Origin of the sequence: Klebsiella sp. 141162 (genome assembly GCF_050600755.1) — a bacterium.
GTDB classification, from domain to species: domain Bacteria; phylum Pseudomonadota; class Gammaproteobacteria; order Enterobacterales; family Enterobacteriaceae; genus Klebsiella; species Klebsiella aerogenes.
The window spans coordinates 1-19,345 of sequence record NZ_JAQIRI010000013.1 but is presented as its reverse complement, the minus strand read 5'-3'; the positions used below and the strand labels follow the sequence as shown (position 1 = coordinate 19,345).

The window sequence follows — 19,345 nt, the reverse complement described above, 5'->3', positions numbered from 1 at the left end:
AGTTAGCGTGCAAGAACTTTCAGTGCATCATTTTTTATATCGCGTAAAGTGTCCATGACAAAATTTAACTGGGCGATCGCATCCTGTTTTTCTTTATCCAGCCGGGTTTCAAGTTGCGTTGTATCAGGCAGAGGCGTTTCGCTCATTTGTCGCCACGGGATCCACGGGTTATCGCCTTCAGTCGCAAAGCGGAAAGGTGGCGCGTAATAATCAACTTCTTCTTCCAGTCCGTACGCCATCACCTGTGGTTGCTCCTGGCCCAGACAAATTAACTCAGTCAGCAGCGCCTTAAACGGCATATCACCCAGACCTGAGTTACAGGCCCGGTGCCCCAGCCCGCCATTTTCCGCAATAATACAGGCATCTTTAATGTGAACCTGAGTGACATAGGGTGACATCACTGCCAACGCCTCAAGCGGTCGCTCATTAGCATTGATCATATTGGCAAAATCAAACAGCAGCGATAGCGACGGCATCTCGCTTTGTTTAACCAGATTGACCAACTCGGCGCTTTTTAAATCTTCATGTTGTTCAATGGTAAAAGTAAGTCCAGATTGGCTATATGTCTCTTTAATATATTGAATATCAGCCGTAATTCTTGCTAAAACTTCTTGTAAAGGCCCTTCGTAACGAGGATAAAAACGAACGGAGGTTGCCCCGGTCTTTAATGCGATAGCGACGGCTTGATCGATGGTCTCTTTATCGGAGGCGCTGGTTTCTATATGGATATCCAACCGTAACGCTTTTGCCTGCTCGCCAAAAGCGGCCAATTGCATATTATCCATACAGCTAAGAGAGTAACGCTCGCCATCGAGGACATGAATTTTCACACCTTTTAAATGATGGCTATTCGCAATTTTCAGTAAATCAGCCGGTAAAATTCTCTCCAGCCGCATATTCAGGTGATATGCATAAGCATGAAGATAAAGAGGAATATTATCAATGCGAGAAAGGATCTTCTCAGCGTTATCTTTAGTGAGCATAAAATACCTACAAGTTAATAAAGAGATCCACAGCCTCAAATCGCCAATACTCGAGATCTATTTGCACGATATTACCTGCACTATCGGCACGATGTTTTTCTATCAGAATAGCGGGCATACCAGCAGAGCCGCCAATGAATTTACTTACATCGCCGGGCATTCTTACTGGCCTGAAGGCTAATTTTTTAATAACAACATTTTTATGATAATTATTCTCCCAAACGGAAGAAAAAGATTGGTTCTTTAGCCTGGTAATAAACTCCGGCGCAACATTCGGGTTGATAAACGTTTCATGATAAAAAACTTTATGTCCTTCTAATGCCCCCCAGCCGGTTATCAGATATAAATCATGCGCAGGACAGGTGGCCACAAGAGCTTCTGCGACGTCGGGATACTCCGTCGTCCGTACCTTTTCGATAAAACCCCACGACGGTTCTCTGCCCTGTTCAATCGCTGCCCGCTGAAAGCTGGCGGAAAGCTCCGGGCTATAGTTAAAACGCGGCTGGGCGACAAACCAGCCTTTACGGTCTTTACGAAATATTCTTGATTCCGCCTCCAGGCTGAGCAGCGCCTGGCGCAGGGTCATACGCTTGATACCGAGCAACTCGCCCAGCTCGCGCTCGGACGGCAATTTTCCACCCGATACCGTCAGCCCCTGCTTTAACCACAGGTCCAGTTTCTCTTTCGCATTTTCCACAGTGGATGGGTTATTCGTCATTGTTTAATCCATTTGGTTTAAACCAGATAACTCATCTTACTCTTGAGCAAAAAAAGAAAGCAATTGCTGTCGCAAGCTTTAAGAATAATTGTGACCGAGCTCTCTCCCGGAGCGACACTGGCGCCGCCCAGGTGATAAGCATGAGGAACAGGCATAAAAAAACCCCGCCGGAGAGGCGAGGTTTGAAGGGTAGCAAGAAGGGTAATTACTCTTCTTTTGCACCGCGCATAGCGCGTTTACGATCGTTCTCGGTCAGGTGACGTTTACGGATACGGATAGACGTCGGAGTAACTTCTACCAGTTCGTCGTCATCGATGAACTCCAGAGCTTGCTCCAGGGTCATCTTAACCGGCGGAACCAGAACCGTTGCTTCGTCAGTACCGGACGCACGCATGTTAGTCAGTTTCTTACCGGTCAGGCAGTTTACCGTCAGGTCATTAGAACGGCTGTGAATACCGATAATCTGACCTTCGTAAACTTCAGCGCCGTGGCCGAGGAACAGCTTACCGCGATCCTGCAGGCCGAACAGTGCGAACGCAACCGCTTTACCCTGACCGTTAGAGATCAGTACGCCGTTGTTACGCTGGCCCACTTCGCCCGGACGAACGTCGTCGTAGTGGCTGAAGGTGGAGTACAGCAGACCGGTACCGGAAGTCATGGTCATGAACTCTGAACGGAAGCCGATCAGACCACGGCTTGGGATCACGTAGTCGAGACGTACGCGGCCCTTACCGTCTGGATTCATGTTTTTCAGGTCGCCTTTACGCTCACCCAGCGCCTGCATGACAGAACCCTGGTGCTGCTCTTCGACGTCCAGCGTCACATTCTCGAACGGCTCTTGTTTACGGCCATCGATTTCGCGGAAGATAACTTTCGGACGGGAAACCGCCATCTCGAAACCTTCACGACGCATGTTTTCAATCAGAACGGACAGGTGCAGTTCACCACGACCAGAAACGCGGAACGCATCGGCGTCTTCGGTTTCTTCAACGCGCAGCGCAACGTTGTGCACCAGCTCTTTGTTCAGACGGTCCAGGATCTGGCGAGAGGTAACGAACTTACCTTCTTTACCGCAGAACGGAGAGGTGTTGACGTTGAAGAACATAGATACGGTCGGCTCATCAACAGACAGCGCCGGCAGCGCTTCGACGTTCTGCGGGTCGCAGATGGTGTCGGAGATGTTCAGCTCGCCCAGACCGGTGATCGCGATGATGTCGCCGGCTTCGGCTACGTCGCTCTCGATACGCTCGAGACCCAGGTGAGTCAGTACTTTACCAACTTTACCGTTGCGGGTTTTCCCTTCGCTATCGATGATAGTGATCTGCTGGTTCGGCTTCACTTTACCGCGCTTGATGCGACCAATGCCGATTACGCCAACGTAGTTGTTGTAGTCGAGCTGGGAGATTTGCATCTGCAGCGGACCGTCAAGGTCAACGTCCGGCGCCGGTACACGGTCAACAATCGCCTGGTACAGCGGGGTCATGTCGTCAGCCATGTCTTCGTGGTCCAGACCCGCGATACCGTTCAGCGCGGAAGCGTAAACGATCGGGAAGTCCAGCTGTTCGTCGGTCGCGTCGAGGTTAACGAACAGGTCGAATACCTGGTCGACAACCCAATCCGGACGCGCACCCGGACGGTCAACTTTGTTGATGACCACGATCGGCTTCAGACCGTGAGCAAACGCTTTTTTGGTAACAAAGCGCGTCTGCGGCATCGGGCCATCAAAGGCATCAACCACCAGCAGCACAGAGTCAACCATGGACATAACACGCTCAACTTCACCTCCGAAGTCGGCGTGCCCTGGGGTATCAACGATGTTGATACGGTAATCATTCCATTTGATTGCAGTGTTTTTAGCGAGGATGGTAATCCCACGCTCTTTCTCCAAATCGTTGGAGTCCATCACACGTTCTTGTGCTTCAGTACGTGCGTCGAACGTACCGGATTGCTGTAGCAGCTTATCAACCAGGGTAGTTTTACCATGGTCGACGTGCGCGATGATGGCGATATTACGCAGATTTTCGATCACAACTTTGCCTCAGGCATTAGAAATAGCGCGTTATTGTACACGTATTAAGCGAAGGACTGAACAGGATCACAAAGATCCTCCGCAAACAAGTATTGCAGAGTTTGTTTGTGATCGCTTTCACGGAGCGATAAAAGGGCACCGTAATAAAAATTGCACCAAAATGGTGCTCAATGTTCACATCGAGGCACTATTTTGGTGCATTATCTCCATCATGGTGCAGTCCTTTTGCACTATGGTGCGCATGATACAGCGTTTTACCGTACTTTTAAAAGTTGGCACAGATTTCGCTTTATATTTTTTAAGGCAACAACGCCACTTTTAAGTAGTAAGAAGTTCGTTACCACGACGACAATGACCAATCCGGGAGAGTTTAAGTATGTCCGCTGAACACGTTTTGACGATGCTGAACGAGCACGAAGTGAAGTTTGTCGATCTGCGCTTCACCGATACCAAAGGTAAAGAACAGCACGTCACGATTCCTTCCCATCAGGTAAATGCCGAATTCTTTGAAGAAGGCAAAATGTTTGATGGCTCCTCGATTGGCGGTTGGAAAGGTATTAACGAATCCGACATGGTCCTGATGCCGGATGCCACCACGGCGCTGATCGACCCGTTCTACGAAGAACCGACGCTGATCATCCGCTGCGATATCCTGGAACCAGGCACCCTGCAGGGCTACGACCGCGACCCGCGCTCTATCGCCAAGCGCGCTGAAGAATACCTGCGCGCCACCGGCATCGCCGACACCGTTCTGTTCGGGCCGGAACCAGAATTCTTCCTGTTCGACGACATCCGCTTTGGCGCATCCATCTCTGGTTCCCACGTGGCCATTGACGATATCGAAGGCGCATGGAACTCTTCTACCAAATACGAAGGCGGCAACAAAGGCCACCGTCCGGGCGTGAAAGGCGGTTACTTCCCGGTTCCGCCGGTAGACTCCTCTCAGGACATCCGCTCTACCATGTGTATGATCATGGAAGAGATGGGCCTGGTTGTTGAAGCTCACCACCACGAAGTGGCAACTGCAGGTCAGAACGAAATCGCCACCCGCTTCAACACCATGACCAAAAAAGCGGACGAAATTCAGATCTACAAATACGTTGTACACAACGTCGCTCACCGTTTCGGTAAAACCGCGACCTTCATGCCAAAACCAATGTTTGGCGATAACGGTTCCGGTATGCACTGCCACATGTCCCTGTCCAAGAACGGCGTAAACCTGTTCTCCGGCGACAAATACGCGGGCCTGTCTGAGCAAGCGCTGCACTACATCGGCGGTGTTATCAAGCACGCTAAAGCGATCAACGCCCTGGCGAACCCGACCACCAACTCCTACAAGCGTCTGGTCCCGGGTTACGAAGCGCCGGTCATGCTGGCTTACTCCGCCCGTAACCGCTCTGCTTCCATCCGTATTCCAGTGGTCGCCTCTCCGAAAGCGCGTCGTATCGAAGTGCGCTTCCCGGACCCGGCTGCCAACCCGTACCTGTGCTTTGCCGCGCTGCTGATGGCCGGCCTCGACGGTATTAAAAACAAAATCCATCCTGGCGATGCGATGGACAAAAACCTGTACGATCTGCCGCCGGAAGAAGCGAAAGAAATCCCGCAGGTTGCAGGTTCTCTGGAAGAAGCCCTGCAGGCTCTGGATGCAGACCGCGAGTTCCTGACCGCAGGCGGCGTCTTCACTGACGAAGCTATCGATGCTTACATCGCCCTGCGCATTGAAGAAAACGACCGCGTACGTATGACTCCGCACCCGGTTGAGTTCGAACTGTACTACAGCGTCTGATTTTGCTGTAAATCCATGGTGTTCCCGTGTTGTGGCACGGGATACCAGGGATGTTTTGTTGCCGTGGAAACTTTCAGCCCATCCCAGGATGGGCTTTTTTCACCAGCAACACGCTGATCTCTCGCGCTTTTTATTGGTAAAAAGCTATACTGCACTAAAATAGTGCAACCATTTCAGGAGACTGTCAGATGGCAACAGGCACACAGCCCGATGCTGGGCAGATCCTCAACTCGCTGATCCACAGTATCTTATTAGTCGATGACGACCTCGCGGTGCATTATGCCAACCCGGCAGCCCAGCAGTTACTGGCGCAAAGCTCGCGTAAATTATTCGGTACGCCGCTGCCGGAATTGCTGAGCTACTTTTCGTTAAACATTGGCCTGATGCAGGAGAGCCTGCAGGCGGGTCAGGGCTTCACGGATAACGAAGTGACGCTGGTGATTGATGGCCGCTCGCACATTCTCTCCCTCACCGCTCAGCGCCTGCCTGAAGGCTATATCCTGCTTGAGATGTCGCCGATGGATAACCAGCGTCGTTTGAGCCAGGAACAGCTGCAGCATGCTCAGCAGGTGGCTGCGCGCGATTTAGTGCGCGGTCTGGCGCATGAGATTAAAAACCCGCTCGGCGGCCTGCGCGGCGCGGCGCAGCTATTGAGTAAAGCGCTACCGGATCCCGCGCTGATGGAATATACCCAAGTGATTATTGAACAGGCCGACAGGTTACGTAACCTGGTCGATCGCCTGCTGGGGCCGCAGCATCCCGGTATGCACATCACGGAAAGCATTCATAAAGTCGCGGAGCGCGTGGTGGCGCTGGTCTCCATGGAGCTGCCGGATAACGTCAAATTGATCCGCGATTACGACCCGAGCCTGCCTGAGCTGGCCCACGACCCGGAACAAATCGAGCAAGTGCTGCTGAATATCGTGCGCAACGCGCTGCAGGCCCTGGGGCCCGAGGGCGGCGAAATCATCCTGCGCACCCGAACCGCCTTTCAGCTCACGCTCCACGGCGTACGTTACCGTCTGGCGGCGCGTATCGACGTGGAAGATAACGGGCCCGGTATCCCGCCCCATCTGCAGGATACGCTGTTTTACCCCATGGTTAGCGGCCGCGAAGGCGGTACCGGTCTTGGGCTTTCCATCGCCCGCAGTCTTATCGATCAGCACTCCGGCAAAATTGAATTTACCAGTTGGCCAGGCCATACCGAGTTCTCGGTATACCTGCCTATTCGGAAATAGAGGTGTTTATGCAACGAGGGATAGCCTGGGTAGTCGATGACGATAGCTCCATCCGTTGGGTGCTTGAACGCGCACTCACCGGAGCGGGTTTAAGCTGCACCACGTTTGAGAGCGGCAATGAGGTGCTTGATGCCCTCACTACCAAAACGCCGGACGTTTTACTTTCCGACATTCGCATGCCTGGGATGGACGGCCTGGCGCTGTTAAAGCAGATTAAACAACGCCATCCGATGCTTCCGGTCATCATTATGACCGCGCACTCGGATCTCGATGCCGCCGTCAGCGCCTATCAGCAGGGGGCCTTTGATTACCTGCCGAAACCTTTTGATATCGATGAGGCTGTCGCGCTGGTTGACCGTGCGATTAGCCATTATCAGGAGCAGCAGCAGCCGCGTAATACGCCGGTCAGCAGCCCGACGGCCGATATTATTGGCGAAGCGCCGGCGATGCAGGATGTGTTTCGCATCATTGGCCGACTGTCACGCTCCTCAATCAGCGTACTGATCAACGGCGAATCAGGTACCGGTAAAGAGCTGGTCGCCCACGCGCTGCATCGCCACAGTCCACGCGCCAAATCGCCGTTTATCGCCCTTAACATGGCGGCCATTCCGAAAGATTTGATTGAATCGGAGCTGTTCGGTCATGAAAAAGGAGCTTTTACCGGCGCCAATACCGTCCGTCAGGGGCGTTTTGAGCAGGCCGATGGCGGTACGCTGTTCCTTGATGAAATTGGCGATATGCCGCTGGATGTTCAGACGCGACTGCTGCGCGTGCTGGCTGACGGTCAATTTTATCGCGTTGGCGGTTATGCGCCGGTGAAAGTCGATGTGCGGATTATTGCCGCGACCCACCAGAACCTTGAGCTACGCGTGCAGGAAGGAAAATTCCGTGAAGATTTGTTCCATCGCCTGAACGTGATTCGCGTACATTTGCCGCCGCTGCGCGAACGCCGGGAAGATATTCCGCGCCTGGCGCGCCACTTCCTGCAGATTGCCGCCCGCGAACTGGGCGTCGAAGCCAAGCAGCTGCATCCGGAAACGGAAGCGGCGCTGACGCGGTTGGCCTGGCCCGGTAACGTACGACAGCTGGAGAACACCTGTCGCTGGCTAACGGTGATGGCAGCAGGCCAGGAGGTATTGACCCAGGATCTGCCGTCTGAGCTGTTCGAAACGTCGATTCCCGATAGCCCAACGCAGATCCAACCGGATAGCTGGGCGACGCTGCTGGGGCAATGGGCTGACCGTGCCCTGCGTTCCGGTCATCAAAACCTGCTATCAGAAGCGCAGCCGGAGATGGAGCGTGCATTGCTCACCACCGCGCTGCGTCATACGCAAGGGCATAAGCAGGAAGCCGCTCGCCTGCTGGGCTGGGGGCGAAATACGTTAACACGGAAGCTAAAAGAGCTGGGAATGGAATAACACCGGTCTTAGCGGCGAAATGAACGCCCGGTGAGCTGGCTCACCGGGATTCGCTTAAATAACGCGAGAGAACTGCTGCAGGCGCGCTTTCTGCCGCAGATAGGCATCGAAGCACATACAGATGTTACGAATCAACAGACGGCCTTTTGCCGTGACCTGTATTCCTTTTTCATCCACATCCACCAGCCCGTCTTTCGCCAGCGGCGCCAGCAATTTCATATCTTCGGCAAAGTAATCGTTGAAGATAAGATCCCACTGCGTTTCAACCGCCGCGAACTCAAGACGGAAGTTGCAAATCAGGGCCTTAATGACATCCCGGCGGATACAATCATCGCGGGTTAACGCAATACCCCGCCACAGCGCGGTACCGCTTTCATCGACCTGTTGATAATACTGTTTCAGCTCTTTCTGGTTCTGCGCGTAGCAGTCGCCAATCATACTGATCGCCGACACGCCCATTCCGAGCAGATCGGTATCGCCCTGGGTGGTGTATCCCTGGAAGTTGCGGTGCAGCACGCCTTCGCGCTGGGCAATTGCCAGTTCATCGTCCGGCCGGGCAAAGTGGTCCATGCCGATAAACTGATAGCCCGCTTTGGTAAGCGAAGCGATGGTTTCCTGCAGGATATCCAGTTTCTGCTCTGCGCTCGGTAAATCTGCGTCTTTAATTTTGCGCTGCGCAGCGAATAACGTTGGCAGATGCGCGTAGTTAAAGACGCTCAGACGGTCCGGGTTGAGTTCAGCCACTTTCTGCAGCGTGAAGGCAAAGCTTTCCGGCGTTTGCTTCGGCAGACCGTAAATCAAATCGATGTTGGTCGATGTGAAGCCAATCTCACGCGCATGACGCAGCAGCGCAAAGATGAATTCTTCATCTTGTTCACGGTTCACCAGGCGCTGTACTTCTTTATTGAAATCCTGCACCCCCATGCTCAGACGGTTGAACCCTGCGGATCGTAAATGATCCAGTACATCCAGTTCGATTTCACGCGGATCAACCTCAATTGAGATTTCCGCATCGGCGTTGAAGTTAAAGTGGTCGCGCAGCAGATTCATCAAGCGGCTGATTTGCGCTTTGTTGAGATAGGTTGGCGTACCGCCGCCCCAGTGCAGCTGGCTAACCTGACGGCCGGCAAAAAGCGGCGCGCGGTGAATAATTTCCTGCTCAAGGACATCAAGATACTGATCGGCCTTATGCTGCTGACGGGTGACAATCTTATTACAGCCGCAGAAATAGCAGAGCTTATGGCAGAACGGGATATGGACGTACAGCGACAGCGGGCGCTGCGGGTAGCGGGCGACGGCGGCGGCAAAATCAGCAGCGCCGAACGCCGGAGAAAACTCCAGCGCGGTGGGATACGAGGTATATCGCGGCCCGGAATAGTTATATTTCTGGATAAGGGCCAGATCCCAGTCGATTAACTGCTCAGACATGCTCACTCCTTCCGATGATGCCGCCGACGGGTACGCCGTGCCGGCCCAACCGCACCTCGGGTCATGAGCCGGTTGCGCAGCCATTTTTGACGCCGCGACAACCGTCTTAGTTTAACGAATAACCACAGCAGATAACATATAACCAGAAGGGTTATAAGCAGTACCGGGAATCCGATGGGATGCAAACGTTAGTTTCCACCCTTCAGCAGACGCATCATATCTTCCTGACGCTCTTCTTCTTCCTCGTCCTCGTCCTCGTCGTCATCATAGGAGAGGCCAAGCTGCTGCATCAGCGCGTCAATACGATCCAGTTTGGCATCGACCCAGGCCTGCTCTTCAGCATTCAGGGTACCGCCCTCTTCCAGACGTTCCAGCAGCGCGTCCAGGCGCTCATCATTCTCCAGCAAATCCAGCTCAGCCTGCGGTGAAAGCATAGGTTTCTCGCTCTTCGGTTTGTGCTGCTTAACGGCCGGGGTGCTTTCAGTCACGCCCAGCGGGATCGGTTTTTTGCTGCCAATACGTGGGTCCTGCTGCTGGCTGCGACCTTTGCTTGCTGAAGCAGCATCGCCGCCGCTGGCGCGGCTGCCTGCGGCATGGCCGCGGTGTTTTTTCTGACGTTTACGGTCGCGTGCTTCCTGGTTCAACTCTTCACGCGACTTACCACGTGCTTTACCGCGCGATGCGGATGCCGGTTTTTTCATGATGTGTGATCTTCAGACAGTTTTCTTCAGTATAGAATTGAGGCGGAATCTAGCAGAAAGCAAGCAAAGAAAAAAGGCGACAGATTAATCTGTCGCCTTTTTCCGCACTCACAACCCTTAACGGGTTTCCACTTTCCATGTCAGCTATCGACTTACCCTGTCTTTCCCTTAGCTTCCAACGGTCCTTGTTCTATCCCTTTCCCTTTTAAAACGTCTCCAGACGTTTGTCATCCTGACAATCCTGGTCTTCGCCTCCTGGCGCTCCTGACCCCTCGTCCTGAGTCGTAATCCTCTGGCTTCCTCGCCTTTGCCCACTACTTTACCGTTTTGCCGGAAATCGACAACCACCTGTAGGATGAAAAGATAGCTTAAGGATATGGAGTTTCCTGTAACAGCATGATTTAACGGTGATCTATGAATTTGACGTCAGGTTTTTCTCACAAATTTCGTATAGTCCTTATGGGCAATGTCTCACAAAGCGTATGGTTTTTACTTACAGTGACGGCGTGCGGTAAAAACAGCCTTTTTCTGCCTTTCAGGTATAATCCCCGCCATAGCCTGATTTTACGGAGACGACAGTCTTGACCAACTGGAATTATCAACAGACGCATTTCGTTACGAGCGCGCCTGATATCCGCCATCTTCCATCCGATACCGGAATCGAAGTGGCATTCGCTGGCCGCTCAAATGCGGGCAAATCCAGCGCCCTTAATACGCTGACTAACCAGAAAAGCCTGGCGCGTACGTCAAAAACGCCGGGTCGTACCCAGCTTATCAACCTGTTTGAGGTTGCGGAAGGTAAACGCCTGGTCGACTTGCCGGGTTATGGCTACGCGCAGGTGCCGGAAGAGATGAAAATCAAATGGCAGAAAGCGCTGGGTGAGTATCTTGAAAAACGTCTGTGCCTGAAAGGCCTGGTGGTATTGATGGATATTCGTCATCCGCTGAAAGATCTCGATCAGCAGATGATCGAGTGGGCGGTAGAAAGCGATATTCAGGTGCTGGTGCTGCTAACCAAAGCCGATAAGCTCGCCAGCGGCGCGCGTAAAGCGCAGGTCAATATGGTGCGTGAAGCGGTACTGGCCTTCAATGGCGATATCCAGGTTGAACCTTTCTCTTCGCTGAAAAAATCTGGCGTGGATAAGTTGCGTCAGAAGCTGGATAGCTGGTTTAACGAAATCCCGCCGCAAGAAGCCGCCGAAGACGCAGAGTAACCCCCGCTTTTTCCGGATAATGGCGCCCAGCGCCCTATCCGGACGTTCATTTTGCGCTGTTGTCAGCACGTAAAACTTTTCTTTCGCGCAATAAAAAACGCCCCGGTCATAAATGACCGGGGCGGCTAAAATATTCAGCCAAATCCGATTACGTGAAGTAAAAGGTCTGAAAGATAGAACATCTTACCTCTGTACCCTACGCGAATAACTTTACTCTTCTTTCGGTTATGGATAAAGCACTTTTTGTAGTTTTTTTTCACTATTTACATAACAAATTCAAATGACCATCACAAAAATCTATAAGTTATGTTGCTTACTTACAAAAAAGAGCCTTACAGATTGCCCACTTAGTGCGCTTGATCCCAGTTTTCGCCGCTACCGACTTCCACTAATAACGGCACGGCCAGGGTGGTACTGTTTTCCATTAACTCATGCACCTTCTTCGATACGCTGTCCAGATCGTCTTTGTGCACTTCAAACACCAGTTCATCGTGCACCTGCATGATCATCCGCACGCGCGGTTTTTCGCTCAGCAGCCAGTCATCAACGGCAATCATCGCCCGCTTAATAATATCCGCCGCCGTTCCCTGCATCGGAGCGTTGATAGCCGCTCGTTCCGCGCCCGCGCGGCGGGCGCCATTGCTGGATTTGATATCCGGCAGGTACAGACGGCGCCCTTCCAGCGTTTCGACATAGCCCTGCTCTTTCGCCTGCGCGCGGGTACGTTCCATATAGTCCAGTACGCCCGGATAGCGCTCGAAATAGAGGTCCATATACTTCTGCGCTTCTTTACGCGGAATATTCAGCTGACGCGCCAGCCCAAATGCGCTCATGCCGTAAATCAGGCCGAAGTTAATCGCCTTCGCGCTACGGCGCTGTTCATTACTGACGCTTTCCAGCGGTAGGCCAAACACCTCTGCCGCGGTGGCGCGGTGAATATCCTTACCTTCCGCAAAAGCCTTCAGCAGCCCTTCATCGCGCGACAGGTGCGCCATGATGCGCAGCTCAATCTGCGAATAGTCGGCAGACACAATCAGGTAATCCTCAGGCGCAATAAACGCCTGACGAATGCGGCGACCTTCGTCATTACGCACCGGAATGTTCTGCAGGTTAGGATCGGTCGAAGAGAGCCGCCCGGTCGCCGTTACCGCCTGATGATACGAGGTATGAACACGGCCGGTTTTTGGGTTAATCATCAGCGGCAGCTTATCGGTATAAGTCGATTTCAGCTTCGCCAGCCCGCGATACTCGAGGATCACCTTCGGCAGCGGATAATCCAGCGCCAGTTCCTCCAGCACCTCTTCAGAAGTCGACGGCGCGCCGCCTGGCGTTTTCTTCAGCGGCTTGATGCCCTGCTTTTCAAACAGGATGGTTTGTAACTGTTTGGTAGAAGAGAGGTTGAACTCCTCACCGGCAATCTCATGGGCGCGTTGTTCCAGCTCAACCAGACGCTTCGCGATCTCCTGCGAATGCGCATGTAGCACCGCCGGATCGATCTTCACGCCGTTGCGCTCAACCCGCGACAGCACCGGCACCAGCGGCATCTCGATATTTTTAAAGATATTCAGCGGGCCTTCATGCTGCTGCAGCTGCGGCCACATCTTCAGATGCAGTTGCAGCGTCACGTCAGCATCCTCCGCGGCGTAACGACCGGCCTCTTCCAGGGCGATCTGATTGAAGGTAAGCTGATTTTTTCCCTTACCGGCAATCTCTTCAAAGGTGATGGTTTTGTGTTTCAACCAGCGATCGGACAGGCTATCCATATCATGTCGACCCGCGACGCTGTCGAGGGTGTAGGATTCCAGCATGGTGTCGAAGGCAATACCACGCAGTTCAATGTCGTAGTTGGCCAGGATGCCGCGATCGTACTTCAGGTTTTGCCCTACTTTTAGCACCTTGTCATCTTCCAGCAGCGGCTTGAGCAGCTCCAGCACGCGTTCACGTGGGATCTGATCCGGCGCGTCGAGATAATCATGGGCCACCGGCACATAAGCCGCGACGCCAGGCTCAATCGCGAATGACAGACCAACCATATTGGCGGAAATGTTATCGAGGCTATCCGTTTCGGTATCAAAAGCGAATAGCGGCGCTTTCTTCAGTTTGGCAATCCATTCAACCAGCGTCGCTTCATCCAGGATCGTCACATAGTGCTCGGCAGAGAGCGTCGCGGCGACCTCTTCTTCCACAATCACCGCAGCTTCAGCTGGTTTTGCCGCTGGTTTAGCGCCTTTCCCCTGTAGCCATTTGCCGGATTCGACATCGGTGATCCAACGTTTGAATTCATATTGCTTAAACAACGCCAGCAGCTCATCTGCCGCCGGCTGCGCAACTAATAGCTCTTCGCAGCCGAGATCCAGCTCCACATCGGTTTTTATTGTGGCAAGTTGATAAGAGAGGTAGGCCACCTCTTTGTTCTGCTCCAGCTTCGCCGCCATCGTTTTCGCGCCTCGGAAGGTCAGCCCGGCGATTTTTTCTGGTTCCGCATAGAGCGCATCCAGACCGCCCAATCCCTGCAGTAGCGCCTGCGCCGTTTTTTCCCCTACGCCCGGGACGCCAGGTATGTTATCTGAGGAGTCGCCCATCAGCGCCAGGAAATCAATAATCAGTTCCGGCGGTACGCCGTACTTATTCACGACCTCTTCCGGGCCGAGAATAGTGTTGGTCATGGTGTTGATTAAGGTAATGCCCGGCGTCACCAGCTGAGCCATATCTTTATCGCCGGTGCTGATCAGTACCGGACGGCCCACTTTTTCCGCTTCGCGAGCCAGCGTGCCGATAACGTCATCCGCTTCAACGCCAGGCACCGCCATCAGCGGCAGCCCCATCGCCTTCACCATCTTGTGCAGAGGTTCGATCTGCGCGCGTAGATCGTCCGGCATCGGCGGACGATGTGATTTGTAGTGCTCAAACAATTCGTCACGGAAGGTTTTCCCTTTGGCATCAAATACCACGACGGCATGCGTCGGCTGATACTGCAGGATCAGGCTACGCAGCATATTCAGAACGCCGTACATTGCACCGGTAGGCTCCCCTGCGCTATTGGTTAGCGGCGGGAAGGCGTGGTAAGCCCGGTAGAGATAAGAGGAGCCGTCGACGAGGATGAGAGGGTTTTCTGGGATCTGAACCATAATTTCCGTGCCTGTTTATCAGATTATGGGTAAAGGATGCCACAGACGGGCATGAAATCCTGAATTTTTCCCGCATTTAGCCGAAAAGATTCATCGCAGAGGTGAATCGCTGCACAATATTATCTGTGGATAACTTTGTGCATAGTTTTATCGCCTCAGCCAAAAAAGCCTAAACCATGTAACAAAGAATCTTATAAATCATTATATATCAATGCATTAATTATGCACCCAAGGCTATATATGCTTCATGATGACTCAATGTTCCATGTGGATATAAGATTCGCGTTTTTTTCTGTTCTGGTAAGACCCGTTATTTGCCGCGTTTTCTGGTAAAATCAGCCCCTTGCGCGGTTTAAGAACGTTCTTTGCCGGCCTAACTTTCTGAATAAACTAACTATGTCGAGATTTCTCGCTGCGATAACACTCCCGCTGAGTATCGCCCTTACCATCTTAGTCACCATTATCTGTTCCGTGCCGATTATCATCGCCGGGCTGATTAAACTGCTGGTACCTATCCCGGCGGTTTGGCGTTCTATTTCTGTTTTTTGCAATTTCATGATGTATTGCTGGTGCGAAGGACTGGCGCTGCTGCTGCATCTCAACCCATGGTTGAAATGGGATGTTCAGGGGCTGGAAGGGCTGAATAAAAAGAACTGGTATCTGCTTATCAGCAATCATCACAGCTGGGCGGATATCGTGGTACTTTGCGTCCTGTTTCGCAAACATATCCCAATGAATAAGTATTTTCTCAAGCAGCAGTTGGCCTGGGTACCGTTTATCGGCCTGGCCTGCTGGGCGCTTGATATGCCTTTTATGCGCCGTTATTCGCGCGGCTACTTACTGCGCCACCCGGAACGCCGCGGTAAAGACGTCGAAACGACTCGCCGCTCATGTGAAAAATTCCGTTCTCATCCGACTACCATCGTCAATTTCGTCGAAGGCTCAAGGTTTACCGCAGAAAAGAAGCGCGAGACGCGCTCGCCTTACCACAACCTGCTGCCGCCTAAAGCTGCGGGCATAGCGATGGCGTTAAACGTCCTCGGCGCACAGTTCGATAAGCTACTGAACGTTACGCTGTGCTATCCGGACAATAATACCAGGCCGTTTTACGATATGTTAAGCGGCCGCCTGACGCGTATCGTGGTACGTATTAATCTGGTGCCGATTGGCGAGGAATTACACGGTGATTACGTCAATGATAAAAACTTTAAGCGTGGTTTCCAGCGCTGGCTGAATGGGCTTTGGGAAGAAAAAGATCGTCAGCTCACTGACATTATGCAGGGTAACGAAAAGTCGTAACTATTTAGTCGATAAAAAAAGCCGGTCAGTGACCGGCATTTTTTTATTTCTTTTCAACCAGTTGTTTCACAGTATCTGCGTACTGAGAAACAAACGCGTCCATGTTGCTGGTATCCATACCCTGCGGGTTCAGCTGGTATTTACCATTAACAAACATCGCCGGAACGCCCTGCAGCTGTAAATCGGCTGCGGCTTTCTCTTGCTGTGCGACCAGAGACTTCACCACAAAGCTGTTCCATGCCGCGTCGTAATCTTCACCTTTAACGCCCGCATCAACGAAGACTTTACGGATGTCGGCAGTGGACTGAACGGTTTGAGTTTTCTGTACCGCTTCAAACATCGGCGCGGTAATTTTATCTTCAACGCCCAGCGCGATCGCCACAGCCCATGCCTGGGTCAGGTCTTTACCCAACGGGCCCAGGAATTCAACGTGATACTTGGTCATTTTGGTGCCTTCCGGCAGTTTCTGACGTACGTTGTCGGAAACGTGCAGCACTTCTTCAAACTGATAGCAGTGCGGGCAGTAGAATGAGAAGAACTCAAGGACCTGAGGTTCGCCTGCAACCGGCTTATCAAGGGTGGTGTACTGCTTGCCGTCGGTGATCTGGGCAGCGGATGCACTGAAAGCCAGAATCATACCAGCCAGCGCCAGCCAAATTTTTTTCATGATTATTTCTCTCCTGATATATCACATTAATACATTGGCGTTAACTGAAGAGGGGGTTCCTGCAGAACCTTCACCTGCTCAAGAAATGTTGCAGTCTGCCCGCGCCAATAATCTTCCCCGGTTAACCATGGGAAATTTATAGGGAAAGCAGGATCGTCCCAACGCCTGAGCAGCCACGCCAGATAATAAACTAAACGCATGGCGCGTAAAGGTTCGATGAGAGCGATTTCGTCCGTGTTGAAGGGACTGAATTCTTCATAGGCCTCAATGATGGTCTCCAGCTGCATGCGCTGTTCGGCTTTATCGCCATTCAGCAGCATCCAGAGATCCTGTACTGCCGGGCCGGTGCGGGCATCATCTAAATCAACAAACAGCGGCCCATCGCGCCACAGGATATTGCCGGCGTGGCAGTCGCCATGCAGACGAAGCGTATCCGCACGCCCGTGCCACTGCGACCTGACGGCATCGATGAGTTTATCAGCCGCACCCAGGAAATCAGCCTTCAGGCCAGATGGAATAAGCGTGGCCTGTTCAAATACCTGGCGTGGTTCCAACAGATATTCTTGTACGCCAATTTCCGGACGCGCATTAAAACGCTGCTTACGACCGGTCTGGTGCAGGCGGCCAAGATAGCGCCCGACCCATTCTATTTGGTCAAGATTATCTGCTTCGAACTGGCGGCCGCCGAGGCTTGGGAAGACGGCAAAGAAGAATCCCTGATGTTGATGTAGCGTGCTGTCGTTAAACAAGAGCGGCGCGGCAACGGGCACTTCATCCTCTACGAGCTGAAGCGCAAACTGGTGTTCTTCGAGGATCTGTTCTGCAGACCAGCGTTCAGGACGATAGAACTTCACCACGTAGCGGCGGCGATCTTCGTCCTGAAACTGGTAAACACGGTTCTCATAGCTATTAAGCGGAGTCAGACCGGAGTCGACCCGCATTCCCAGATCGAATAATCCATCAATGATGGTATCCGGGTGAAGCGTCTGAAAAGTAAAAGCCTTATCGTGCATCCTGACATCCGATAATCGTACGAATGCTTCAGGATATCATCTCGTAGCCGGTTTCGCGGCAGCACTTACAACCTTTTACTCTTTAATAACACCGCGCGCGCGTAGTAGTGCGGTTTTGAAATCCTCTTCATAATCTTTCTGTATACCCGGGATGACGGCCTCTTTCGATGAATCACGCATCTTCAGGTGATAAATCAGAATATCATCAGAAAGATCGGCCAGTTCACCTTTGTAACCTGCTTCAGCCGCCAGTTTCTGCAAGAATTGCATCAGGTTCAGTTCAGGTTCTTTTTGCCAGGCAGGCTGGAGAAGCTCAATTACTTCATTCAGGCGTTTACATTTCATAGTCATGCTCCTTACTCTTGATAGGGACAAGTTAACAGGGTCAATCCCACAATGAAAGAGGCGATATTAATATGCAAAGCGAGGCAATAACCGGCGTCGTGCTGGCGGGTGGAAGAGCTACGCGCATGGGCGGTGTTGATAAGGGATTGCAGCTGCTGAATGGTCGTCCTCTCTGGCGTCACGTTGCGGATACATTAGAGCCGCAGGTAGCAAGGTTAGTGATTAGCGCTAACCGTCATCTTGAGCGCTGGCATGCCAGCGGATATCCGGTATATCGCGATACGCAGAATGATTACCCAGGTCCACTGGCCGGAATGCTTGCCGTTATGCAGCAGGTAGATAGCCCCTGGTTTGTTTTTTGCCCCTGCGACACGCCGTTCATCCCCTCTTTTCTGGTCGAGCGTTTTGTACAACAGAAAGCCTCGTCACCGGTGGTTTGGGCACACGATGGCGAGCGCGATCATCCCGCCGTTGCATTAGTTCATCGTCAAATCATACCGGAACTGGAGACTTATCTTGCTCATGGAGAACGCCGGGTGATGGTCTTTATGCGCCAGGTGGGTGGGCGCCCGGTGAATTTCAGCGATGTGAAATCAGCATTCATCAATGTGAATACGCTGGATGAGTTGCAGCAAATGCAGGAGCCATCATGATCCCCTTACTGGCGATCGCCGCATGGAGCGGTACCGGGAAAACAACATTATTAAAGCGTCTTATTCCTGAACTCTGCGCCAAAGGGTTGCGGCCGGGGCTGATTAAGCACACTCATCACGATATGGATGTCGATAAGCCGGGCAAGGATAGTTATGAGTTGCGCAAAGCTGGCGCTTCACAAACCATTGTCGCCAGTAAGCAGCGCTGGGCGCTGATGACAGAAACCCCAGATGAGGCTGAATTAGACCTTCAATGGCTGGTAAGCAGAATGGATTCGAGCAAGTTGGATTTCGTTTTGGTGGAGGGCTTTAAGCATGAACCTGTGCCAAAGATCCTTCTTTTCCGACAAAACAGCGGACATCGTGTAGAAGAGTTGGTGATTGATGAACATACGATCGCCGTGGCCAGTGATGTGCCCATCGCGACGTCACTTCCGCTGTTGGATTTAAATAATATCCCACAGATCGCGACGTTTATTGCGAGTTGGTTAGAAAAGCAATCGTAGTTTAGAGATAGGATGTTTTCCCGGAGGCGGTGTAGCCCGGGGAAGGAGCGGTAAGCGCAGCGCCACCGGGGGAGCTATACGCCACACAGCAAAAAACCCCGCACCTTCCGGTACGGGGTTCTTCTTATTTGATGCCTGGCAGTTCCCTACTCTCACATGGGGAGACCCCACACTACCATCGGCGCTACGGCGTTTCACTTCTGAGTTCGGCATGGGGTC

16 protein-coding genes and 1 rRNA gene are annotated in these 19,345 nt (G+C 52.5%); 7 read left to right on the top strand and 10 right to left on the bottom strand.

All coding sequences use genetic code 11. The features are described from left to right. Window positions 1–2: 2 nt before the first annotated feature. The 3 genes from PGR23_RS22880 to typA form a co-directional block, all read right to left on the bottom strand. Entirely contained in the window at window positions 3–983 is a 981-nt protein-coding gene (locus PGR23_RS22880; protein WP_047064456.1) for a sugar phosphate isomerase/epimerase family protein, read from the bottom strand. Window positions 984–990: 7 nt separating this feature from the next. Then, window positions 991–1,701: a GntR family transcriptional regulator gene (locus PGR23_RS22875; RefSeq protein ID WP_020077565.1), complete on the bottom strand. Its 711-nt coding sequence runs from the start codon at window positions 1,699–1,701 to the stop codon at window positions 991–993. 205 nt (window positions 1,702–1,906) lie between these two features. Further along, window positions 1,907–3,730: a ribosome-dependent GTPase TypA gene (gene typA / locus PGR23_RS22870; RefSeq protein ID WP_045378776.1), complete on the bottom strand. Its 1,824-nt coding sequence runs from the start codon at window positions 3,728–3,730 to the stop codon at window positions 1,907–1,909. A 376-nt stretch (window positions 3,731–4,106) separates the two neighbouring features. Here typA and glnA point away from each other — a divergent pair, with 376 nt between their 5' ends. The 3 genes from glnA to glnG all read left to right on the top strand — a co-directional run bounded on the left by glnA (window position 4,107) and on the right by glnG (window position 8,172). Next, the gene (gene glnA, locus PGR23_RS22865; RefSeq protein WP_015368971.1) at window positions 4,107–5,516 is read left to right on the top strand and encodes a glutamate--ammonia ligase; all 1,410 of its coding nucleotides are present in this window, start codon (window positions 4,107–4,109) and stop codon (window positions 5,514–5,516) included. A 188-nt stretch (window positions 5,517–5,704) separates the two neighbouring features. Further along, window positions 5,705–6,754: a nitrogen regulation protein NR(II) gene (gene glnL / locus PGR23_RS22860; RefSeq protein WP_015368972.1), complete on the top strand. Its 1,050-nt coding sequence runs from the start codon at window positions 5,705–5,707 to the stop codon at window positions 6,752–6,754. Between the two features lie 8 nt (window positions 6,755–6,762). Beyond that, window positions 6,763–8,172 (top strand): nitrogen regulation protein NR(I), encoded by a 1,410-nt coding sequence (gene glnG, locus PGR23_RS22855; RefSeq protein WP_015368973.1) that lies wholly within the window; start codon window positions 6,763–6,765, stop codon window positions 8,170–8,172. A gap of 54 nt (window positions 8,173–8,226) precedes the next feature. On the opposite strand, the gene hemN is transcribed toward glnG, so the two are convergent. Then, window positions 8,227–9,600, bottom strand: coding sequence for an oxygen-independent coproporphyrinogen III oxidase (hemN, locus tag PGR23_RS22850; RefSeq protein ID WP_221695489.1), 1,374 nt, complete (start codon window positions 9,598–9,600; stop codon window positions 8,227–8,229). Between the two features lie 188 nt (window positions 9,601–9,788). Next, entirely contained in the window at window positions 9,789–10,301 is a 513-nt protein-coding gene (gene yihI / locus PGR23_RS22845) for a Der GTPase-activating protein YihI (RefSeq protein ID WP_396280060.1), read from the bottom strand. A 581-nt stretch (window positions 10,302–10,882) separates the two neighbouring features. Between yihI and yihA the strand changes: the two genes are divergently transcribed. Beyond that, complete coding sequence (yihA, locus tag PGR23_RS22840; RefSeq protein WP_045395252.1) at window positions 10,883–11,515, top strand: ribosome biogenesis GTP-binding protein YihA/YsxC; 633 nt, start codon at window positions 10,883–10,885, stop codon at window positions 11,513–11,515. Window positions 11,516–11,862: 347 nt separating this feature from the next. Here the strand turns inward: yihA and polA are convergent, their stop codons facing one another. Then, window positions 11,863–14,643, bottom strand: a complete 2,781-nt coding sequence (polA, locus tag PGR23_RS22835) for a DNA polymerase I (protein WP_045395250.1) — start codon at window positions 14,641–14,643, stop codon at window positions 11,863–11,865. Between the two features lie 396 nt (window positions 14,644–15,039). Between polA and PGR23_RS22830 the strand changes: the two genes are divergently transcribed. Next, window positions 15,040–15,942 (top strand): acyltransferase, encoded by a 903-nt coding sequence (locus PGR23_RS22830; RefSeq protein ID WP_045395247.1) that lies wholly within the window; start codon window positions 15,040–15,042, stop codon window positions 15,940–15,942. A 43-nt stretch (window positions 15,943–15,985) separates the two neighbouring features. Here PGR23_RS22830 and dsbA read toward each other — a convergent pair whose 3' ends face one another. The 3 genes from dsbA to PGR23_RS22815 all read right to left on the bottom strand — a co-directional run bounded on the left by dsbA (window position 15,986) and on the right by PGR23_RS22815 (window position 17,967). Then, window positions 15,986–16,609, bottom strand: a complete 624-nt coding sequence (gene dsbA, locus PGR23_RS22825; protein WP_045395245.1) for a thiol:disulfide interchange protein DsbA — start codon at window positions 16,607–16,609, stop codon at window positions 15,986–15,988. 26 nt (window positions 16,610–16,635) lie between these two features. Beyond that, a complete protein-coding gene (locus PGR23_RS22820) occupies window positions 16,636–17,622 on the bottom strand; it encodes a serine/threonine protein kinase (protein WP_045395243.1) in 987 nt (328 codons plus the stop codon). Between the two features lie 75 nt (window positions 17,623–17,697). Next, window positions 17,698–17,967: a YihD family protein gene (locus PGR23_RS22815; RefSeq protein ID WP_015368982.1), complete on the bottom strand. Its 270-nt coding sequence runs from the start codon at window positions 17,965–17,967 to the stop codon at window positions 17,698–17,700. Between the two features lie 71 nt (window positions 17,968–18,038). Between PGR23_RS22815 and mobA the strand changes: the two genes are divergently transcribed. Both mobA and mobB read left to right on the top strand, forming a co-directional pair. Continuing rightward, window positions 18,039–18,620 carry a molybdenum cofactor guanylyltransferase MobA gene (gene mobA, locus PGR23_RS22810; protein ID WP_063414128.1) on the top strand — a complete coding sequence of 194 codons (582 nt, stop codon included), beginning with the start codon at window positions 18,039–18,041 and terminating at the stop codon, window positions 18,618–18,620. Further along, window positions 18,617–19,126 (top strand): molybdopterin-guanine dinucleotide biosynthesis protein MobB, encoded by a 510-nt coding sequence (mobB, locus tag PGR23_RS22805; protein ID WP_396280063.1) that lies wholly within the window; start codon window positions 18,617–18,619, stop codon window positions 19,124–19,126. Before mobA ends, mobB begins: the two co-directional genes overlap by 4 nt. Window positions 19,127–19,259: 133 nt before the next feature. Here the strand turns inward: mobB and rrf are convergent. Further along, window positions 19,260–19,345, bottom strand: a 5S ribosomal RNA gene (rrf, locus tag PGR23_RS22800); the annotation flags it as partial.

Excerpts from the sequence above, each read along its gene's own strand:
- PGR23_RS22880 (WP_047064456.1), bottom strand. The coding sequence starts at position 983 with ATGCTCACTAAAGATAACGCTGAGAAGATCCTTTCTCGCATTGATAAT.
- PGR23_RS22875 (WP_020077565.1), bottom strand. The coding sequence starts at position 1,701 with ATGACGAATAACCCATCCACTGTGGAAAATGCGAAAGAGAAACTGGAC.
- glnA (WP_015368971.1), top strand. The coding sequence starts at position 4,107 with ATGTCCGCTGAACACGTTTTGACGATGCTGAACGAGCACGAAGTGAAG.
- glnL (WP_015368972.1), top strand. The coding sequence starts at position 5,705 with ATGGCAACAGGCACACAGCCCGATGCTGGGCAGATCCTCAACTCGCTG.
- glnG (WP_015368973.1), top strand. The coding sequence starts at position 6,763 with ATGCAACGAGGGATAGCCTGGGTAGTCGATGACGATAGCTCCATCCGT.
- hemN (WP_221695489.1), bottom strand. The coding sequence starts at position 9,600 with ATGTCTGAGCAGTTAATCGACTGGGATCTGGCCCTTATCCAGAAATAT.
- yihI (WP_396280060.1), bottom strand. The coding sequence starts at position 10,301 with ATGAAAAAACCGGCATCCGCATCGCGCGGTAAAGCACGTGGTAAGTCG.
- polA (WP_045395250.1), bottom strand. The coding sequence starts at position 14,643 with ATGGTTCAGATCCCAGAAAACCCTCTCATCCTCGTCGACGGCTCCTCT.
- PGR23_RS22830 (WP_045395247.1), top strand. The coding sequence starts at position 15,040 with ATGTCGAGATTTCTCGCTGCGATAACACTCCCGCTGAGTATCGCCCTT.
- dsbA (WP_045395245.1), bottom strand. The coding sequence starts at position 16,609 with ATGAAAAAAATTTGGCTGGCGCTGGCTGGTATGATTCTGGCTTTCAGT.
- PGR23_RS22820 (WP_045395243.1), bottom strand. The coding sequence starts at position 17,622 with ATGCACGATAAGGCTTTTACTTTTCAGACGCTTCACCCGGATACCATC.
- PGR23_RS22815 (WP_015368982.1), bottom strand. The coding sequence starts at position 17,967 with ATGAAATGTAAACGCCTGAATGAAGTAATTGAGCTTCTCCAGCCTGCC.
- mobA (WP_063414128.1), top strand. The coding sequence starts at position 18,039 with ATGCAAAGCGAGGCAATAACCGGCGTCGTGCTGGCGGGTGGAAGAGCT.
- mobB (WP_396280063.1), top strand. The coding sequence starts at position 18,617 with ATGATCCCCTTACTGGCGATCGCCGCATGGAGCGGTACCGGGAAAACA.